A 17,117-nucleotide genomic window follows, 5' to 3' on the forward strand; every position below is an offset into this window, starting at 1 on the left:
AAGAGGTGTGAATTTGTGTGGACAGAGTGTGGAGATGAAACGGGCCCGTTTCAAGGTGCCCTGCGATGGCTGGTTCATGGATATTTTAGAAACCTGTCTTAAACTGCGCGGTCTGAGGCGCAATGTGACGAGGGGAATAGCGATGCCGATGCAGGAATGGTTTCCGCTTGGGCTGTTTGTCGAAGAGCTTGAGGGATTTGCTCAACACAAACAGGCGATGGTCGACCACATCTATGCTCTGCGCGAGGCCTCTGGCGAAAAGCGTTCGTCGAAGCGCTCAAGTTGGACGGGCGATGTGCACGGCGTTGATGCGATCCACGACGACCCAGTCTTTGCTTGGCTGACGCAGCAGCTTGAAACCAACATCGTCGCCTATCTGAAGGCGCTGGGGCATAATCTTGATAAGCTGGACATTCACATTCAGCGCTCATGGCCAGTGATCGGTACACGCGGGCAGCGTGTAAAGCGCCACGCTCACAACACGGCGCATCTGAGCTCCGTTTGCTACATTTCTGTGCCGAAAGACGCGAGCAAGTCCGGCGAAATTTCGTTTCACAACGACACCAAGCCCAACGAATTGACGCCGGGCCTCGGCTCTTCGATGACCAAGGCCTATTCGGGCATCAACGCCTTCAACCGCAAGGTGGCAAGCTATGCCCCGCAAGAGGGGCGTTTGGTTTTGTTCCCTGCCAAGACACTGCATTCGGTGGCGGAGAACATGACGGATGAGGACCGTATCTCGGTCTCCTTCGACATCATCATCACCTCGCGGGCCGACAACAAGGGGCAAGACGAATTCCTGATGCCCTCGCCGGAGAAGTGGAAAACCATCCAGCTTCCCGACCGCGCGCCCGTCAAACGCTTTAGCGCCCGCACGCCCGCTGCCGCGCTGCCGGATGCAAGCGACGGGGTGCCACTGACGAAGGCGTCGCGCTATTTCCGCTCGGCCGACCGGTACATGCTGGTGCCTGCGCAAGACCACGTGCTTTGGGAAACGCGCCGGTTTCGGCACGTCTCCAGCCGCGCCGAGGGGCGGCTTTACGCTGAGAAGATGGCCGCAGCCGATCCGACCAAATGGCGCGAGGCGGACGGCGTCAGCCATCTGACGCGCGAGGGTAGCACGAGCTGGAAGGCGTTCAACAACGTGGCCGACCGGCTTTATTGCTATCTGCGCGACCAGAACATCAGCGCCGACGGTGCTGTGATGAGCGTTCCCAGTGTTGAGCGGTTGAACGGCCACGACGCGCCCACGATGCGGCGCGGGCGGCACCACCTTTGCGCGTATGTGCGGCTGGACCACGATGCCGACAACGCTGTGATGGCGAAGTTTCGCGATGGTTCTTCGATGAATATGGGGCCGGGGGATCTGGTCTTTGCCAGCGGTTTCCGCCGCCATGGCCTTTCCGGCAGCGGCGATGTGATGGCGGTGGGTATTGATGTTCCCTCTGTTGCGCGTCCGGGCCTGCTGACTGTCTCGCAGTACCGCGCGAAGAAGCACGGCGATGATATCGTGTTTGCATGCGGCACCGCGCAGCCTATTACCGCACCTGTGCCAAAGATCGAACTGATGATGGAAAAGCTGAAACGCGACGCTTCACTGGGGCGCAAGAAGTTCAAGCGCAGTGATTGCCCGGTCATCAACCGCTTTCTGGTGGAGAACACCGACCCCGCCAAGGCCACCGAGGCGGAGCTTGCGCGCATTCAGGCCTATGGCCGCAAGACCAAGCAGGAGCCGGGTGACGAGCCGAAAGTGCTGGAAAACGTCGATGTGCTGAGCAAGGCCGACTGCGCCAAACTGCTGGACTACGCCGCCGATCACATGACCTCCGTGGTGCCTGACACGGTGGACGAATTGCCGGAATATCAGGTGAACCTAAGCCACGCGCTTCTGACGAAAATCCTGGGTGCCAAGAAGGCGGCTGCGGTGTTGAAGCTGCCCGAATTGTTGGGCGCACCGGCGGATGTGGACGTGGCGAAAGTGGCGGAGCACACGACGATGTTCATCCGCAAATATTCGCCCGAGACGCGCCCCAACATCTCGTTCCATGCCGACAGTTGCCGCTACACGATCAACATCGCGCTGAACGACAATGACGAATTTGAAGGCGGCGACCTGCTGGCCAAACCCGGCAAAAAGCTAAAAACCGTGGCCCGCCAGACCGGCAAGGCCGTGCTGCATTCCGGCAACGTGGTGCACGGCGTGACGCAGACGACAAAAGGCGAACGCTGGTCTCTGATCGTGTTCTACAAGGGGCCGGATTTTAGGAAGAAAGCACCGCGCAAGCGCCCAGCGCGGGTGAAGACGGCGAAGAGCGTGAAGGCGAAGGTGGAAGTGCAAAGGGGGTGATGTGTGGTGAAGGTTGGCTGGCCGTTCGGCGCGGAAGAAAATCCCGCGCCACTCAACGGAAACCATCCACTCAACACCATCGTTCGCACATGCCACACCATGCTTGCCAACATCGCAGACGGTGTCGAAGTGCTTGCCCCGACTTCTCCGCAAAGGCCCAGCGTTATTTTCAAGCGCCCGACGTGCGGCTTCTCGAAACAGACCGTTCTCTGAATTTCATCCGGCAGGCGGAAACGATCAATTATTCGTCCCGCAACCGACCCCTCACAAGTAGACCGCACCGGACCGTCCAATACGCGCCGTTCGTTGCACGGGGTGGGGTAAGGGTATGGGAGGAGTGAAGTGCCGGGATAAATTTTTCAGGAGCGGTTGCGCCAATGGTAGTAGCCGAGGCGCACAGCGGCCCAGAACAGCGACAGACCGATGAGCAGGCCGAACACAATGCCAATCTTGCCGATCGTGCCGTAATTTTCCCCCAGAGCGTCTCCGGGGCTGAGGTGCATCAGCACCACGATGAACAGGCAGATGCCGGCGGTCTTGTTGAATTCCTCTGCAACGAACCGCCAGAAAAGGGGCACGTTAGCGAGGCGTTTGTCGAGCGCGGGGCCATAGGTGCGTTCAGCGATTTCCTTGAAAAACATGCCAACAAGGAACACAGCAATCAGGATCCACGTTGAGGGCAAGGCTGGGTCGAAGTCACCGAAAATCAGATAGGTCAAAAGCCCAAGAAACGGCACCATGATGACCGCGATGGCGATGCCGAGCATGATCTGGTTCTGGCGCTCGTTCTGTCGGTTCACGTCAGCCATAGGCAAACCTCTGAGCGCTTTTGATGATGTCGCGCTTTCTGTTCAGATATGCGTGTCGCAGGCCAAATGTCAGCAGCACAAACAGAAGGGTGCCGAACGTGGCGCATTCATAGAGGAAGACGGCCAAGCCGTTCGACGTATCTGCCCACAGGATGCCCGCAGCAAACAGAAACGGGGCAGCCCGCAGCGATACCCGTGTATGGAGCGAGCGAAAACGCTTCAGCGTATGAAGTTTGTTTGCGGGAAGCGGGCCAATAAACAGGAAACGCAGCGTTTCCCAAACGAACGCCAGCAGCGGCAGACTGAGGCTCGCAGCGCCCCGCACGCCATCCGGCGCATGTTCATTCATGATGAGCAGGTAAAGGCCGAAAATGATCGCAAAGGCGACGACAATCAGCAACAGCATGGACCGCACACGATCCCGCGCGTCGATCTCATCAGGATCGAACGGATCAAATGCCCGAACAGGAGCCCTTCGGGAAGATCCATAACTGTAAATCGCCGCTGCCATGGGGCCAGTTTAGGGCAGGGCGGTGGGTGAAGTGTTCATTGGGCAGGGGAAGTTGAGGATGTGGTTAGTGGAGGGTGAAGGGGGGCGGGAAAGACTTACAGCGAACTTACCAACAGCTTACCGTCCTCCGAATCGACTTGCTCTCGAACATAGGTTTTCAACATCTTTCGGTTCTCGGGCGTTAAGCTAGACCATTTTTGTTTCCAAACGCCGTAGGCAGCCCATGAGTAGCCTAGTTTGTTCTCGCTTCTCATGTGTTCCATTGAATGTTTTACGGCTTCAAGGAAAACGGTTTCGATTGAACTTCCAGCAATGTCCTTTTTGCATGCCCAGTGGGTGAGCCAACTCGCTAGATGCTCATACTGCGACCAAGCACTAGTTTCTTGAGAAAACCCTATTTTCCGTTTGAGCATCTCTCCGACCTTTGACACCATTGCATCCTCTGACAGGTCTATTCCATCAGATTCTGCGGCTGATATAATCTCGAAGAAGCAATTTTTTGTCTTTAGATAATTATCGGTAAATTCATATTCATCTCTAAATACTTTGCGCACTGTCTCTCGAGTTTTTTCGAGGCAATTTTTTGCTTCTTCCATTTCACCGCCAAGTAAACAAAAGAATTGCTCGACTTCTGTATCATCAATTACGCGAATTCCAAATGTTGAAGCGTAAAAATCTTTCACATTTTGGCTAATTTCATCCCGCGATACGAAAAACAAATTTGAACCCAAGGAAAATCCAGAGTGGGAGTTTCTTAGTTCGTCCAATATCTTTTTGAGATTGAAGTCTGAAAGAGAGTATCCAACTATGACTGTAGTATTCTCTAGCAAGGCTGTACTTATTTTCCTAGAAAAATAGTTTTCACCACTCAGAAATCTGTAATAATCTTTCGTTGTGATAATCATATCTTGAGGAGAGTCGATTGAGCCATGTATATGAAAGACATTTACAGCAGCATTTGATCTCGGTATCGGTCTTCCAGGTGTCAGTGACTGAGTTCGTTCCGCACCGGTCAGATTTTCCGCTAACTTGTCATAGTTAGTAGTAAATATCGTACCTTCGAAACCAGCCAGAAATTTCTGCGTTTCGTCAATTTTTCCCGACAGTTCAATTTCCGAAATCACAGACGCTGTAATTTCGTAGATGTCTTTGTCGACACTTTCCAAATTCAGCCTGATGACCTCTGCGATCTCCTCCAGTGTTAGCGCCGGAGCACTATCCTCTGGAAGGAGTTCAGTCAGTAGTTCTTTTCCATTTTTGCAGTGGCTACTTAATTGCTCCAACAACTCAATCCAGCTTGGAGCCGCGTTTCCGGAAACGGCCTTTGAAAAGCCGGTTCCGGATAGAATACATAAGCGTTTGGACGCAGCGGAATAAGCTATTTCAAAGTAGTCACTCATGCTGTGGTTTAGAGGCTAAGTCTCATCGCTTCTTAACTACACCCAGTCGTCCCGCCGCAGCTGTCGCACTTCAAACAAGTCCCGTTTCGCACGAGCGTGAAGTTCTGGCATTCGGGGCAGCTTTCGCCTTCGTAGCCTTGCATTCTGGCCATGGCCCGCTGTTCGCCTTTGGAGGGTGTGTGGGCTGGGGCTACTTCGCCTTGTTCTACGGTTGAACGGTTGTTTTCCTCGTAGTCGCGTTTGAAGGCGGTGGCCGCTTCGGCCATGCCGTCGTGAACGGGGTGGGAAGCGATGGCGGTTGCCGTGGTTGCTGTTCCGCCGCCGATGGCTGTGACGACCGTTGAGCCGCCGCTGCCGCCGTTTCCGCCGGAGAACGAGCCTTTCGGGTCGCTTCCCGTGCTGGCGGAACCGTCAACGACCGAAAGCTTCGAGCCGCGTGTCAGGCCGCGGGAAACGGCCTGCGCTTCGCCGGATTTCACGCCTTTGCCCAGAGCGGTCGATCCGAAATCGGATGTGTCGACATGGGCAAGGTCGTGGCGGTCGAGATAGGAGACGGCCAGTTCGCGGAACACGTAGTCGAGGATCGACGTTGCGTTCTTGATTGCATCGTTGCCGATGACGGGGCCGGCTGGCTCGAATTTGGTGAAGGTGAAGGCCTCCACGTATTCATCCAGCGGCACGCCATATTGCAGGCCTAGCGACACGGCGATGGCGAAGTTGTTCATCATCGCGCGGAAGGCAGCGCCTTCCTTGTGCATGTCGATGAAAATCTCGCCGAGCGACCCATCGTCAAACTCGCCGGAGCGCAGGTACACTTTGTGGCCGCCAACGACGGCTTTCTGGGTGTAGCCTTTGCGGCGGTTTGGCAGCTTCTGGCGGCGGCGCACTTCGCGCTCAACGATTTTCTCAACGATCTTTTCGCTGATCTGCGTCGCAGCGGCAGCCTTCGGCGCTTCGATCAGGTTTTCCAGCGCGTCTTCGTCGTCCTCATCTTCGATCAGCGAAGCGTTGAGGGGCTGGGAGAGCTTGGAGCCATCACGGTAGAGCGCGTTGGCTTTCAGGCCCAGTTTCCAAGACAGCATGTAAGCGGCGGTGCAATCCTCAACGGTTGCATCGTTTGGCATGTTGATCGTCTTTGAAATCGCGCCGGAGATGAACGGCTGGGCCGCTGCCATCATGCGGATGTGCGATTCTGTGGACAGCGCACGGGTGCCGATCTTGCCGCATGGGTTGGCGCAATCAAAGACGGGCAGGTGCTCGTCTTTCAGGCCCGGTGCGCCTTCCAGCGTCATCGCTCCGCAGCAATAGATGTTGGCGGCCTGAATTTCGTCCTTCGAGAAGCCGATAGCGGCGAGAAGATCGAAGTTGAAGTCGTTCAACTGCTCGTCGGTTAGGCCGAGTTTGTCTTTGCAGAATTCTTCGCCCAGCGACCATTTGTTGAAGGCAAATTTGATGTCGAACGCTTGTGCCAGACCGTCTTCGACAGCCTTGATCTGCTCGGGGCCAAAGCCCTTGGCTTCCAGCGCACCGTGGGAGATGGCGTTGGAGCCTTTCAGCGTGCCGTTGCCGACCGCATAGGTGATCATATGCTCCACTTCGGCTTCGGAATAGCCGAGGTTTGACAGAGCTTCCGGCACGGCGCGGTTGATGATTTTGAAGTAACCGCCACCGGCGAGTTTCTTGAATTTCACCAACGCGAAGTCTGGCTCGATGCCGGTCGTGTCGCAATCCATCACCAGGCCGATTGTTCCCGTGGGTGCGATGACGGTGGATTGAGCGTTGCGGTAGCCGTGCTTTTCGCCGAGCTCCAGAGCGCGGTCCCAAGCGGCTTTCGCGTGGTCGGAGAGCGTTTTGTCGGAAATGTTGGCATGGTCCAGCGGGACAGGGTTCACAGCGAGAGCTTCGTAGCCGTCCGCATTGCCGTGAGCGGCGTTGCGGTGATTGCGGATCACGCGCAGCATGTGCTCTCGGTTTGGTGCAAATTCCGGGAACGGGCCTTGCTCCTTGGCCATCAGAGCGGATGTCTCGTAGCAAACGCCCGTCATGATTGCGGTGATCGCACCACAAATCGCGCGGCCTTCGTCGCTGTCATAAGGAATGCCAGCCGTCATAAGCAGGCCGCCGATGTTGGCGAAGCCGAGGCCAGTCGTGCGGTAATCGTAGGAAAGCTGTGCGATTTCTTTTGACGGGAACTGTGCCATCAGAACCGATATTTCCAGCACCATCATCCAAAGACGTGTGGCGTGTTCGAAAGCTTCAACATCGAAGGACTTGTCGCCCTTGCGGAACTGAAGAAGGTTCAGCGAAGCGAGGTTACAGGCCGTATCGTCCAAGAACATATATTCGGAGCAGGGGTTCGATGCGCGGATCGGGCCAGCTTCGGGGCAGGTGTGCCAGTCGTTCATGGTTGTGTTGTAGTGCAGGCCTGGGTCGGCGGACTGCCAGGCTGCTGTGCCGATTTTGTCCCACAGGTCGCGGGCCATCAACGTTTTGGTCACCGAACCGTCTTTACGGGCGATCAGGTTCCATTCTTCGTCTTTTTCGACTGCTTGCAGGAACTCGTCTTTGATGGACACCGAGTTGTTGGAATTCTGGCCGGAAACCGTGAGGTAGGCGTCAGAGTCCCAATCGGTGTTGTAAACCGGGAAATCAATATCGGTGTAACCTTGGCGTGCCAGCGCGATGCAGCGAGCGACGTAGTTTTCCGGCACCATGTTCTTCTTCGCCGCACGCACTTCGCGTTTCAGGGCTGGGTTCTTGTTCGGGTCAAAGCAATCGCCGTCCGGGCCTTCGCAGTTCACGCAGGCTTTCATGATGGCTTTCATGTGCTTGGAGACGACTTTCGAGCCGGTCACGATGGCCGCAACCTTCTGCTCTTCGGTCACTTTCCACTCGATATATTGCTCGATATCCGGGTGGTCGATGTCGACGACAACCATTTTCGCCGCACGGCGCGTTGTGCCGCCAGATTTGATCGCGCCTGCTGCGCGGTCGCCGATTTTGAGGAATGACATGAGGCCGGAGGACTTGCCGCCGCCGGAGAGGGGCTCGTTCTCGCCGCGGATATAGGAGAAGTTGGAGCCTGTGCCTGAACCGTATTTGAACAGGCGCGCCTCGCGAACCCAAAGGTCCATAATGCCGCCGTCGTTCACGAGATCATCGCCAACACTCTGAATGAAGCAAGCGTGCGGCTGTGGGTGCTCGTAGGAGGACTTCGACTTGGTCAGTTTGCCGGTCTCGAAGTCAACGTAATAGTGGCCTTGGGCGGGGCCATCGATGCCGTATGCCCAATGCAGGCCTGTGTTGAACCACTGGGGAGAGTTTGGCGCGACCTTCTGGGTCGCCAACATGAAGCAAAGCTCGTCGAAATAGGCTTCGGCGTCGGTATCGCTGTCGAAATAGCCGCCTTTCCAGCCCCAATAGGTCCAAGTGCCTGCCAGACGGCGGAAAACCTGCTCAGCGGTCATTTCCGGACCGTAGCGTTCGGCTTTCGGCAGTTTCTTTAGCGCGTCTTTGTCTTCAACCGAGCGCCACAGAAAGGAGGGAACATCGTTCTCTTCGACTTTCTTCAGTACGGCTGGTACGCCCGCCTTGCGGAAATACTTTTGTGCGATGATGTCAGCTGCAACCTGGCTGAACTGCTCGGGGACCAAAATGTCCTCCAGCTTGAACACCACGGAGCCATCCGGGTTTTTGATTTCGGATGTAGCGGTGCGCATCGGCACGCCCGCAAAGGGTGATTTTCCAGCTTCGGTATAGTGGCGTTCAATGCGCATCGTTCGATAGTCCCTCGTTCGCCGGATCGGCTTCCTGCCGTCCGGTTGTCTCAATTTCTAGCCCCGCTTTTGTTCAGCAGTGCCCCCGGTTTGTCTTCCCCGGAATGTGTGGCGGACCCAGTGGACGACGGTTTCTTGAACGAACCGCTTGGCCATTGATGCCGCCTCCGGCATGCGGACGATGAAACCAGCCCCTGAAAGGCTTGCATCATCCGGTGTTACGCGTGCGGAGCCGACAACGAAGCCGCTCCTAAAAATACAGTGGTTCGCAAGGTGCTATGACGTGTTGCGGTTGAAAGCGTGAGTGCGATTGGTTCAATCGCTTCGCTGTCGCCAACGCGTTATATAGTATCCTTCCGCCCCGCCTACTACAAGATGTAGTAGGCTCTAATTGTGTTAACAGATCGTTAACAAAATCTCACTCGACCTTTCTGCCCTGAATTTGGACACAGAGAAGCGCAGTGCATCAAAACGGTTTTTTGAAAACAAACACCCGTTCAGACGTCACAAACTACTCGAAGGCCGGATTGTTCACCCCCGTTTTTGCGTGCCGCGCAATCGAGCGGCTTTGCAGATGAGAGAGTGGTCGTACTGACGGTGGCGAAACTAACAAAGTGGTTTGTTGGGTCAACATGCTGGGGCCCGCAAAACTGTGGCCTACTAGGACTAGTGGGTAGGGTGCTTGTGGCCATCAACAGCAAGTTCATAGGCTAAACACGGCATTTCAAACGGTTTTGGCGGTTCTGCACATGTTGGTCACATGTCAAAAGATGGACAGCAAAAAAAATGAAAAAAACTTGTTGACCCAAAAAGGCGTTTCTCGGTTCCCCGATTCTCGGGCTGAAAGCGCTTTGGAAAGGCATTCATTTCGCCGAATCTGCGAAGCCAAATATCAAGAAAATATATTGTAAAACAGAAGGTTGTTCGCCTGTCGAATGTGTCGGCTTGGTCTCAATCCCTGATAGCCATCACCTTGCAGGGGCTTGGGAGTGTCTGGACGGGGTATGCGCAGTGTTCTGCCAATTAAACACCCCGTTGAGGCTGGATTTGTTCCAAGTTATCCAGTGGCACCCATCCTTGCCGCCCGTCTGCTGCTTTGCCCAGCAGCCAGCCATGGGCTTGATCCAGGCAAACCAGTTGATCGCCAATGCTTCAGCTCAATTCGAGCGCAGAAAATGCTTCTTTGGCGAAACACTGATTCTCAGTCGCTTCAATAATGCTGTCTGGAACCCAGCCCTCTTTGCCTCGTGTGTCCTTGGCCCAAAGCCAGACATGTCCATCCCATTCGTCTGTCTTGCCGCTCAGCCAAACTTGTTCGCCGTTTTGAACGGCAATGGGGTCTGAATAGCTCGCTTTCCAAGAAACAATGACGCGGTATGATGGGCTCATTGCAGACCTTTGTTGCGAAGCTTCCTCGACAAATTCTATTCGTCTGCATCGTGTAACAATCGCAGCAAGCGTCCGCCCATCGAGGGCAGATCAGCGGCCGAGAGATTGAGCGAGCGGCCTTCCATTCTGGCCACTTCTTCATACGCCTTGGCGGAATCGACCGATTTGAAACCCATAGACCAACTATCGAAAGAGCGCGTAGCGACGTTCTGGCCATAGTAGCGGATGATATCTGTATGGCGGGGATCGCGTTCTATCGAGGCAAAGATGGTTTCGACCGAATCGAAAGGGCCTTCCAACAATTGCAGGAAGCGCTTGCCGTCGAAAATCATCAGCCCTGTGATGCCAAGCGCGGGGTTGCGGGCGTTGGCGCAGCTCAGAATATCTTCAATATCGTTTTGCGTCAGCCCAGCGACTGCTTCGCTGGCATACACCAATTCATACACGTCGGCTTTTCCTCCTGCGCTCACTATGGCGCGGAAGGGCGCGGTTTGGAAACGGTTGCTTAGGTGGATTCTACCTTTTCAACACTTCGGCTGCGGCGGGTGTCGCGCGATATAATGCCCAGCACGATGACGAATAGGATAGCGCCGAAGAAATAGTATGAGCCGGGCATATCGATCCACGCATCGGGGCCGACTGACTTGGCGAATATGCCAGTCGCGATCAGCGGCCCGAGAATCATCGCGATTGTGTTGACCGAGCCCATCGTGCCTTGCAGGAGGCCTTGTTCCGTGTCCGGCACGTTTTGCGACATCAGCGCGGTAAGACAAGGCGCGGCGCAGCCCCAACCGATAAGATGGATGAGAATGCCCGGATAGACGACCCAGCCGACGGTCACGAAGGGTAGGGCGGCGAAGGCGAAGGTGGAGATGATGAAGCCAGTGAACATAACCTTGCGTTCGCCATAGATCGGAACGACTTGGCGCACGAGCCAGCCTTGGACGAAGGCCATGCACACGCCCACCCATGCGAGCGAGTAGCCCGCCTCCGCCACGCCCCAATCGAATTGAGCCTTGGTCCACAGCACCCAGATGCCTTGCAAGCCTTGCTGGGCGATGCCCGTGAGGAGCAGGGCGACCAGAAGGATGGCAAGCGATGAATAGCGGCGGATATAGAGCAGGGCGCTAAACGGGTTTGCCTTGCGGATATCGATTGCCGAACGCTTTTCGACCGGAAGCGATTCGGGCAGCACGAACCAGCCGAGTATAAAGTTTGCAAACGCCAGCGCAGCGGCGAGCCAGAAAGGATAGTGCAGGTCGTATTGGCCCAACACGCCGCCAATGAGCGGGCCAAGCGTGAAGCCAACGCCGAATGCTGCTCCCAACAGGCCGAACGCTGCTGCGCGGCCCTCGCGGGGCGTTATGTCGGCGATATAAGCGTTGGCGGTGGATACGGTGGCGGAGAACAGGCCTGCAAGAATACGCCCTACGACGAGCCACCATAGGTTCGGAGCAAGCGCGAGGATTATGTAGTCTACGCCCAATCCGAACAGCGAGATCAGCAGAATAGGCCGGCGGCCGTAGCGGTCCGACAGCATGCCGACGAAGGGCGAGACGAAGAATTGCACCAGCGCAAAACCCGACATGAGAAAGCCGTAGATCAGAGCCGAATCGGAGAAATCTGCGCCTGACAGTTCCTCGACGAGTTGAGGCAAGATTGGCCATGCAAGGCCGACACCGAGCATGTCGATGACCACGGTGAGAATGATGAAGAATAGGGCGGGGTTTCTTGCGGCCATCGGGCGTGTTTAAGCGAAGTGGGGGATGGGTGCCAGTGGGGAAATTGTCACCGCAATGACGTCGTTAGACGGTGTAGAGCCTGCCCAAGCCGTCAAAACGTTCGTTTACCCCCGCCAGCCGGAGCATGTGCCAGATCATGGCGTGGTTGGAGGATGTGACGGGCAGGCCGGTTTCTCGCTCCAGCTTGGCAACCGCATCCATCAAACGAACCGAGGTGCAGGAGACGAACACCGCATCCACGTCGCGCCCTTTTGTGATGGTGTCGATTGCGCCGTTGAGACTTTGCGGGTCGATGCTGGAGACAACCGGATCCATCGGCTCGTTGAACGAACCGAAAACCTCAATCTTGAAGCCGCCCTTCGTCAAACCGTCAGCCACATATGCGTTCACGTCTTTTGTGTAAGGCGTCAGCACAGCGATGCGCTTGGCCTTTAGAGCGGTCAACGCAGCGAATGCCGCACTGGCAGGGTTGGTCGGCTTGGCCATCGGTTTGGCAGCGGTGAGGCGTTCGTTCACCGCATCAGGGCCGAGCACCATCGACGCCGACGTGCAGCCATAGGCCAGCACGTCAAGGTTATCGCCGGGCAGCAAGCGCTCCGCAGTCTCGGTGAGGTTTGGCCCCATCGCAGCGAGAGTGTCGGGCGTAATTTGCGGAGAATTGGCGATGCGGGAGACGTACAGCGCCAAACCCTCCGGCATATCGGACCGTGCGAGCGTGGCGGCGATTTCGTGCTCCAGCGTGTAGTCGCTCGCCAGAACGACTAGACCAAGCCTCGCGCGCGCACCGATTGCCTGTTGGGTGGTAAAGGGCAGGTTCTCGATGAGGTCGAAGTCTGCCATTCGCCAGATCCTTATTTCGCGGCGATGATGCCGATTTCGACCGTGAAATCGGGTGTTGCCAAGCGGGGGGATTCGACACAGGCGCGAGCGGGTGCATGGCCTTCGGGCACCCATGCGTCCCAGACTGCGTTCATTTCCGCGAAATCGTCCATCGAGCACAGCCAGATCGTGGCGGATAGGATTTCGGTCTTGTCGGAACCGGCTTCTGCAAGCAGCGAATCGATTTGCGCCAGAATGGCTTGCGTTTGCGCTGTCACCGTGCCGCCGGGGGCGGATTGCGCGACTTGCCCAGCGAGATAGACCGTGTCGCCGTGGACGACGCACTGGCTCATGCGCTGGTTGGAATGCGAGCGGGTTATGGTCATGGTTTTATCCGTCCTTGAGGCCTGAAATGGGTTCGACATAGGACATTTCCATGTCCCACGGGAAATAGATCCACGTGTCTTGAGAAACTTCGGTGACAAACGTGTCCGCCATCTCGCAGCCTTTGGGCTTGGCGTAGACGGTGGCGATGTGCGCCTTGGGCAGCATTTCGCGCACCTTGCGGGCGGTTGCGCCTGTATCGGTGAGATCGTCAATAATCAGCACGCCTTCGCCCTGACCGCCGGAGCCCGAAATCAGATCGGGCGAAATGCCTTTCAGCACCTCCAACTCACCCTGGTCTTTGTATTCATGATAAGACGCGATGCAGACCGTCTCGATGTTTCGGATGCCCAATTCCCGCGCAATAATCGCTGCTGGCACAAGGCCGCCGCGCGTGATCGCAACGATAGCGTTCCAGCCGCCGTTCGCATCTGCAAGGCCAGTCAACCGCCAAGCCAGCGCTTTGCAATCACGGTGAAATTGATCCCACGAAACGGGGAATTTTTTGGGTGAGGACATGGAAGACGCTCGCACTGGGAAAGAGGTCGCACGGGAGTAGCGCAGGGAAGGGAGGCGATCAATACCTGCCGCTTTTGCATCAACGCCCAGAATTCACAGTTCTGAAGGTAATTGAAACACGCCGTTTACGTTTATGGCGAATGCCACCGATCACGTCGCTCTTTCGAGCAGCAATTCCGTGTTTCCAGCCGAAACGCGCTTCACCAGAAATGATGATCATGGAGCAGGGTTCCAGCAAGGCTTGAAATCTGGTGCTGTCACTCACCTGCTCAAAGTTCATTACACAGCGTGAGCCGAGAGAAAGGCTTGCGACGCTATCGCCAAAGCATGGTTCACAGTCGACATGGGAGCTAATGCCCTGGCCTGGAAGATATTCGTTGACGATTGCCTGATCCGGTATGGTAGCAAAAAAACCATCCGCCTTGAGTTTGTGAGCGATGCTGCTCAGCCAATTGGGCAATTGGCCGATGTAATCATCGCGCGCAACGGAGCGTGCCCGATAGTCATATCGCCAACCATAGTGCTGCACGCGTCGCTTCAAGTCGGTCCGCCAAGGTTGAGCATCCACTTGGCTCAGCAAACGGTCATGCTGCTCGGATGAGATCAAGTTCCGCTTTAATTGCAGTCCATTTGGTATGCGTTGCAGGTCGTTTAAATCCATGTCTTCAGTTTCAAAATCCACGTTTACGCGTTTTGTGTTGTTGGCAGTTTATTTCTAACTTCTCATCTGCGAACCAGGGGCAAAAACGACCTTTGAGCGGCACGCAATTACCCCGTCAACCCCGCCACCATCGCCTCTACGTCCGCAATCGCTGCATCCACCTGCGCCTCATCCCGTCCGCGCACGACGATTTGCGTGGTGATATTTCTACCGTCGAACTTCGGATAAGAGCCGATCATCGTCTCGGAGTGCTTTTTCTGGATTTCACCCAGCGGCCCGCCGATTGTGCCTTCGCCGACGGGGCAGTCTATGTGTTTGGAAAGAACCTTCGCGCCGCCTTCCAGCGTGGGGCCGATCGCGTCCATCATGGATTGCATGATTTTCGGCACGCCGGCCATCACATGCACATTGCCGATCTTGAAGCCGGGGGCTTTTGAGACCTGATTTTCGATGAGCGTTGCGCCGCGCGGGGTGCGGGCCATGCGCTGTCGGGCTTCGGTGAAGTCCAAATCGGTCTTAGCGTAGTGCTCGCGCAAGATGGCCAGCGCCTCCGGGTGATGTTCGCAGGGCAGGCCGAACGCCTGCGCCACGCCGTCAGCCGTTATGTCGTCGTGGGTCGGGCCGATGCCGCCTGAGGTGAAAACGTAAGTGTACTTGTGGCGAAGCGCGTTGACCGCATCGGCAATCTCGTCGAGGTCGTCGGAGACCACGCGCACCTCTTTCAGATCAATGCCCATGTTGGTGAGATATTCGGCCGCATAACCGATGTTCTTGTCCTTCGTGCGCCCGGACAGGATCTCATCGCCGATAACCAGCATGGCGGCGGTAACGGGTTGGCTCATCTTGTTTCTCATCATCAAAAATGCGCGCAATCTGTGCGCTGGCTGAAAGGCAGGGTTTATCAAATCGTCAAAAGCCTTTATCAGCCTTGCGGTCGCCACGAAAACCCTTTCAAAGCGGCCAAATGCCCTCTTGGCGAAATTGGTAGACGCATCGGACTTAAAATCCGTGGACCTAACGGTCGTGCCGGTTCAAGTCCGGCAGAGGGCACCATTTTATATCTCACGCGCCAAAGGCGCTCCGATGGGGCGGGCCTTCGCCCGGCAGCCTCTTCGGCTGCTGGGCTTCGGTGGTTGCATTGGACTATCGATTTTGCACATTTGTACGGCTGTTTAATGCCAACCGCCATCATTCCAGAGCAGGCCAAAACGGAACCGATAATACAGAGCAGAGCGGTTCCGTTGCAGGCTTATCGCTCCAACATCTCAACTCGTTCCACATTTTTGAATTGGTGTTACGAGTTCACCGGCATGTCCAGCCGTCTCACCGTGGCATGAACCGCAATTCGCTCTCGCCCTCAAATTTCTGATTAATGACGTGGATGCAAAGTATCTTGCCGATCGGTCTCCAACCTCCATGCTAAGATGGCAGCTTGGAGCCCATCCTAGCCGTTCGATGAACTTATCGAATGTCTGCTAATTGGTATGGAGCTGACCGTTGGTCTCGATCTTGCTACCAAGTGTTCAGTGGTTCATTGCTTGGCCCTTTGCCATTCCGAGATGATGCGGTTGGTGATGTGCACCAGTTGCCATCAGTCCATAAAAACCGAGGGCTTCTATTCTCTTGAGCACATTGTCGGAAGTGGCAGTCATGGTGAGAGTGGCACCCGTTGGATTGGCTTTTCCCAAAGCAGCCCATTCGGGGCTTTTGTTTAATTCTCTTGCATGGGCAGGAACCATGTTCTGCGCTGCTCGAATGACAGATTGGCTTCCTGTCACAACAAACCGAACCCTCATACCATCGACCTGCATTTCTGTTTTGCTGGCAAGGGTCAGGGCATTCATGTCGACCAGATGACTGCGCAAAGACTTGATGTCGACTTGGGACCAATCCGTATTCTGATCTGCGTTCAAGATCGCGACGATTTCAGCAATTGCTGCGAATGCTGACTGCCCTGCTTCTGTTGGTTGAGATCCGCTGCCATGATTATGATGGGTGCTTGCGGTAAAATGGGTCTCTTGGGATGCGAAGTAATAGCTTCCCAAAAGCGCGGCCATCGCGATAGCGACGATCAAAGTGACGCGTTTGAAAGTAAACTGCATTTGGTGCTCCTTTTATCGACACGTTAGACGCGTTTGGCTTGCGCAAATATGATTTCAATCATATTTTTCTTCGATGCTTCCCGAACCCTATCTCGACCTTCCTTCTGAAACGAAAATCGAAAAATCGGTGCTGCAAGGCAGTTTGATATTTCGAAGCGGAGAAAAGTCGACCGGCTTTTTCCATCTGCTGGAAGGCGAGGTTCGCATGATCCGCTATGCCAAAGATGGCGCGGATATTTCAATCCACCGCGCGTTCTCTGGCCAAAGCTTCGCAGAAGCCTCGCTCTACTCAGATACCTATCACTGTGATGCGGTAGCACTCAAAGCATGTTCCATCGTCAAGTTTGATAAGGCACTCGTGCTTCATCACTTAGAGACCAATGCAGTTTTCGCCATGAAGATGACCGCACACCTTGCCGGTCAAGTGCAGGACTATCGTCGCCTATTGGAACTGCGTGCCATCCGCTCAGCCCAAGAGCGGGTATATGCCGGTATCGCCGAGGGGTGGTTAAAGGGAAGCGTCTTGTCCTTCGCGAGCCAACTCGGATTAACGCACGAAGCGACATATCGGGCTTTGTCCAATCTGACCAAGCGGGGGCAGCTCACTAAAACTGGTCGAGGAAAATACGGAATTCCATCTGATAGCAGATGATTTTTT

16 protein-coding genes and 1 tRNA gene are annotated in these 17,117 nt (G+C 55.5%); 4 read left to right on the forward strand and 13 right to left on the reverse strand.

The features are described 5' to 3' along the window. Window positions 1-34: 34 nt before the first annotated feature. Both ACFQ14_RS14155 and ACFQ14_RS14160 read left to right on the forward strand, forming a co-directional pair. A complete protein-coding gene (locus ACFQ14_RS14155) occupies window positions 35-2,347 on the forward strand; it encodes a 2OG-Fe(II) oxygenase family protein (protein WP_377213406.1) in 2,313 nt (770 codons plus the stop codon). A 3-nt stretch (window positions 2,348-2,350) separates the two neighbouring features. Next, window positions 2,351-2,560, forward strand: coding sequence for a hypothetical protein (locus ACFQ14_RS14160; protein WP_377213407.1), 210 nt, complete (start codon window positions 2,351-2,353; stop codon window positions 2,558-2,560). Between the two features lie 146 nt (window positions 2,561-2,706). Here the strand turns inward: ACFQ14_RS14160 and ACFQ14_RS14165 are convergent, their stop codons facing one another. The 12 genes from ACFQ14_RS14165 to ACFQ14_RS14220 form a co-directional block, all read right to left on the reverse strand. Beyond that, the gene (locus tag ACFQ14_RS14165) at window positions 2,707-3,156 is read right to left on the reverse strand and encodes a hypothetical protein (RefSeq protein WP_377213408.1); all 450 of its coding nucleotides are present in this window, start codon (window positions 3,154-3,156) and stop codon (window positions 2,707-2,709) included. After that, window positions 3,149-3,667, reverse strand: coding sequence for a hypothetical protein (locus ACFQ14_RS14170; RefSeq protein WP_377213409.1), 519 nt, complete (start codon window positions 3,665-3,667; stop codon window positions 3,149-3,151). The genes ACFQ14_RS14165 and ACFQ14_RS14170 overlap by 8 nt, the downstream gene beginning before the upstream one ends. A 95-nt stretch (window positions 3,668-3,762) precedes the next feature. Next, window positions 3,763-5,067, reverse strand: a complete 1,305-nt coding sequence (locus ACFQ14_RS14175; RefSeq protein WP_377213410.1) for an SIR2 family NAD-dependent protein deacylase — start codon at window positions 5,065-5,067, stop codon at window positions 3,763-3,765. Between the two features lie 32 nt (window positions 5,068-5,099). Then, window positions 5,100-8,843: a vitamin B12-dependent ribonucleotide reductase gene (locus ACFQ14_RS14180; protein WP_377213411.1), complete on the reverse strand. Its 3,744-nt coding sequence runs from the start codon at window positions 8,841-8,843 to the stop codon at window positions 5,100-5,102. Between the two features lie 1,152 nt (window positions 8,844-9,995). Beyond that, window positions 9,996-10,232 (reverse strand): SH3 domain-containing protein, encoded by a 237-nt coding sequence (locus tag ACFQ14_RS14185; protein ID WP_377213412.1) that lies wholly within the window; start codon window positions 10,230-10,232, stop codon window positions 9,996-9,998. Window positions 10,233-10,267: 35 nt separating this feature from the next. Further along, a complete protein-coding gene (locus tag ACFQ14_RS14190; RefSeq protein ID WP_377213413.1) occupies window positions 10,268-10,678 on the reverse strand; it encodes a BLUF domain-containing protein in 411 nt (136 codons plus the stop codon). A 59-nt stretch (window positions 10,679-10,737) separates the two neighbouring features. Next, on the reverse strand, window positions 10,738-11,973 hold the full coding sequence (locus ACFQ14_RS14195; RefSeq protein ID WP_377213414.1) for an MFS transporter: 1,236 nt from the start codon (window positions 11,971-11,973) through the stop codon (window positions 10,738-10,740). Window positions 11,974-12,037: 64 nt separating this feature from the next. Continuing rightward, window positions 12,038-12,814: a maleate cis-trans isomerase family protein gene (locus tag ACFQ14_RS14200; protein WP_377213415.1), complete on the reverse strand. Its 777-nt coding sequence runs from the start codon at window positions 12,812-12,814 to the stop codon at window positions 12,038-12,040. Between the two features lie 11 nt (window positions 12,815-12,825). Next, window positions 12,826-13,179 carry a RidA family protein gene (locus tag ACFQ14_RS14205; RefSeq protein ID WP_377213416.1) on the reverse strand — a complete coding sequence of 118 codons (354 nt, stop codon included), beginning with the start codon at window positions 13,177-13,179 and terminating at the stop codon, window positions 12,826-12,828. 4 nt (window positions 13,180-13,183) lie between these two features. Beyond that, window positions 13,184-13,696 carry a xanthine phosphoribosyltransferase gene (gpt, locus tag ACFQ14_RS14210; protein WP_377213417.1) on the reverse strand — a complete coding sequence of 171 codons (513 nt, stop codon included), beginning with the start codon at window positions 13,694-13,696 and terminating at the stop codon, window positions 13,184-13,186. A gap of 79 nt (window positions 13,697-13,775) precedes the next feature. Continuing rightward, window positions 13,776-14,357: an alpha-ketoglutarate-dependent dioxygenase AlkB gene (locus tag ACFQ14_RS14215; RefSeq protein ID WP_377213418.1), complete on the reverse strand. Its 582-nt coding sequence runs from the start codon at window positions 14,355-14,357 to the stop codon at window positions 13,776-13,778. A gap of 107 nt (window positions 14,358-14,464) precedes the next feature. Further along, window positions 14,465-15,199 (reverse strand): competence/damage-inducible protein A, encoded by a 735-nt coding sequence (locus tag ACFQ14_RS14220; RefSeq protein WP_377213419.1) that lies wholly within the window; start codon window positions 15,197-15,199, stop codon window positions 14,465-14,467. Window positions 15,200-15,323: 124 nt separating this feature from the next. On the opposite strand from ACFQ14_RS14220, the gene ACFQ14_RS14225 reads away from it, so the two are divergent. Beyond that, window positions 15,324-15,410, forward strand: a tRNA-Leu gene (locus ACFQ14_RS14225). 470 nt (window positions 15,411-15,880) lie between these two features. Here the strand turns inward: ACFQ14_RS14225 and ACFQ14_RS14230 are convergent. Next, window positions 15,881-16,459, reverse strand: coding sequence for a hypothetical protein (locus ACFQ14_RS14230; RefSeq protein WP_377213420.1), 579 nt, complete (start codon window positions 16,457-16,459; stop codon window positions 15,881-15,883). Window positions 16,460-16,532: 73 nt separating this feature from the next. Here ACFQ14_RS14230 and ACFQ14_RS14235 point away from each other — a divergent pair, with 73 nt between their 5' ends. Then, window positions 16,533-17,111, forward strand: coding sequence for a Crp/Fnr family transcriptional regulator (locus tag ACFQ14_RS14235; RefSeq protein ID WP_377213421.1), 579 nt, complete (start codon window positions 16,533-16,535; stop codon window positions 17,109-17,111). The last annotated feature ends 6 nt before the right edge of the window (window positions 17,112-17,117 follow it).

Origin of the sequence: Pseudahrensia aquimaris (assembly GCF_042676045.1) — a bacterium.
In the GTDB taxonomy this organism is placed as follows: Bacteria; Pseudomonadota; Alphaproteobacteria; order Rhizobiales; family Rhizobiaceae; genus Pseudahrensia; species Pseudahrensia aquimaris.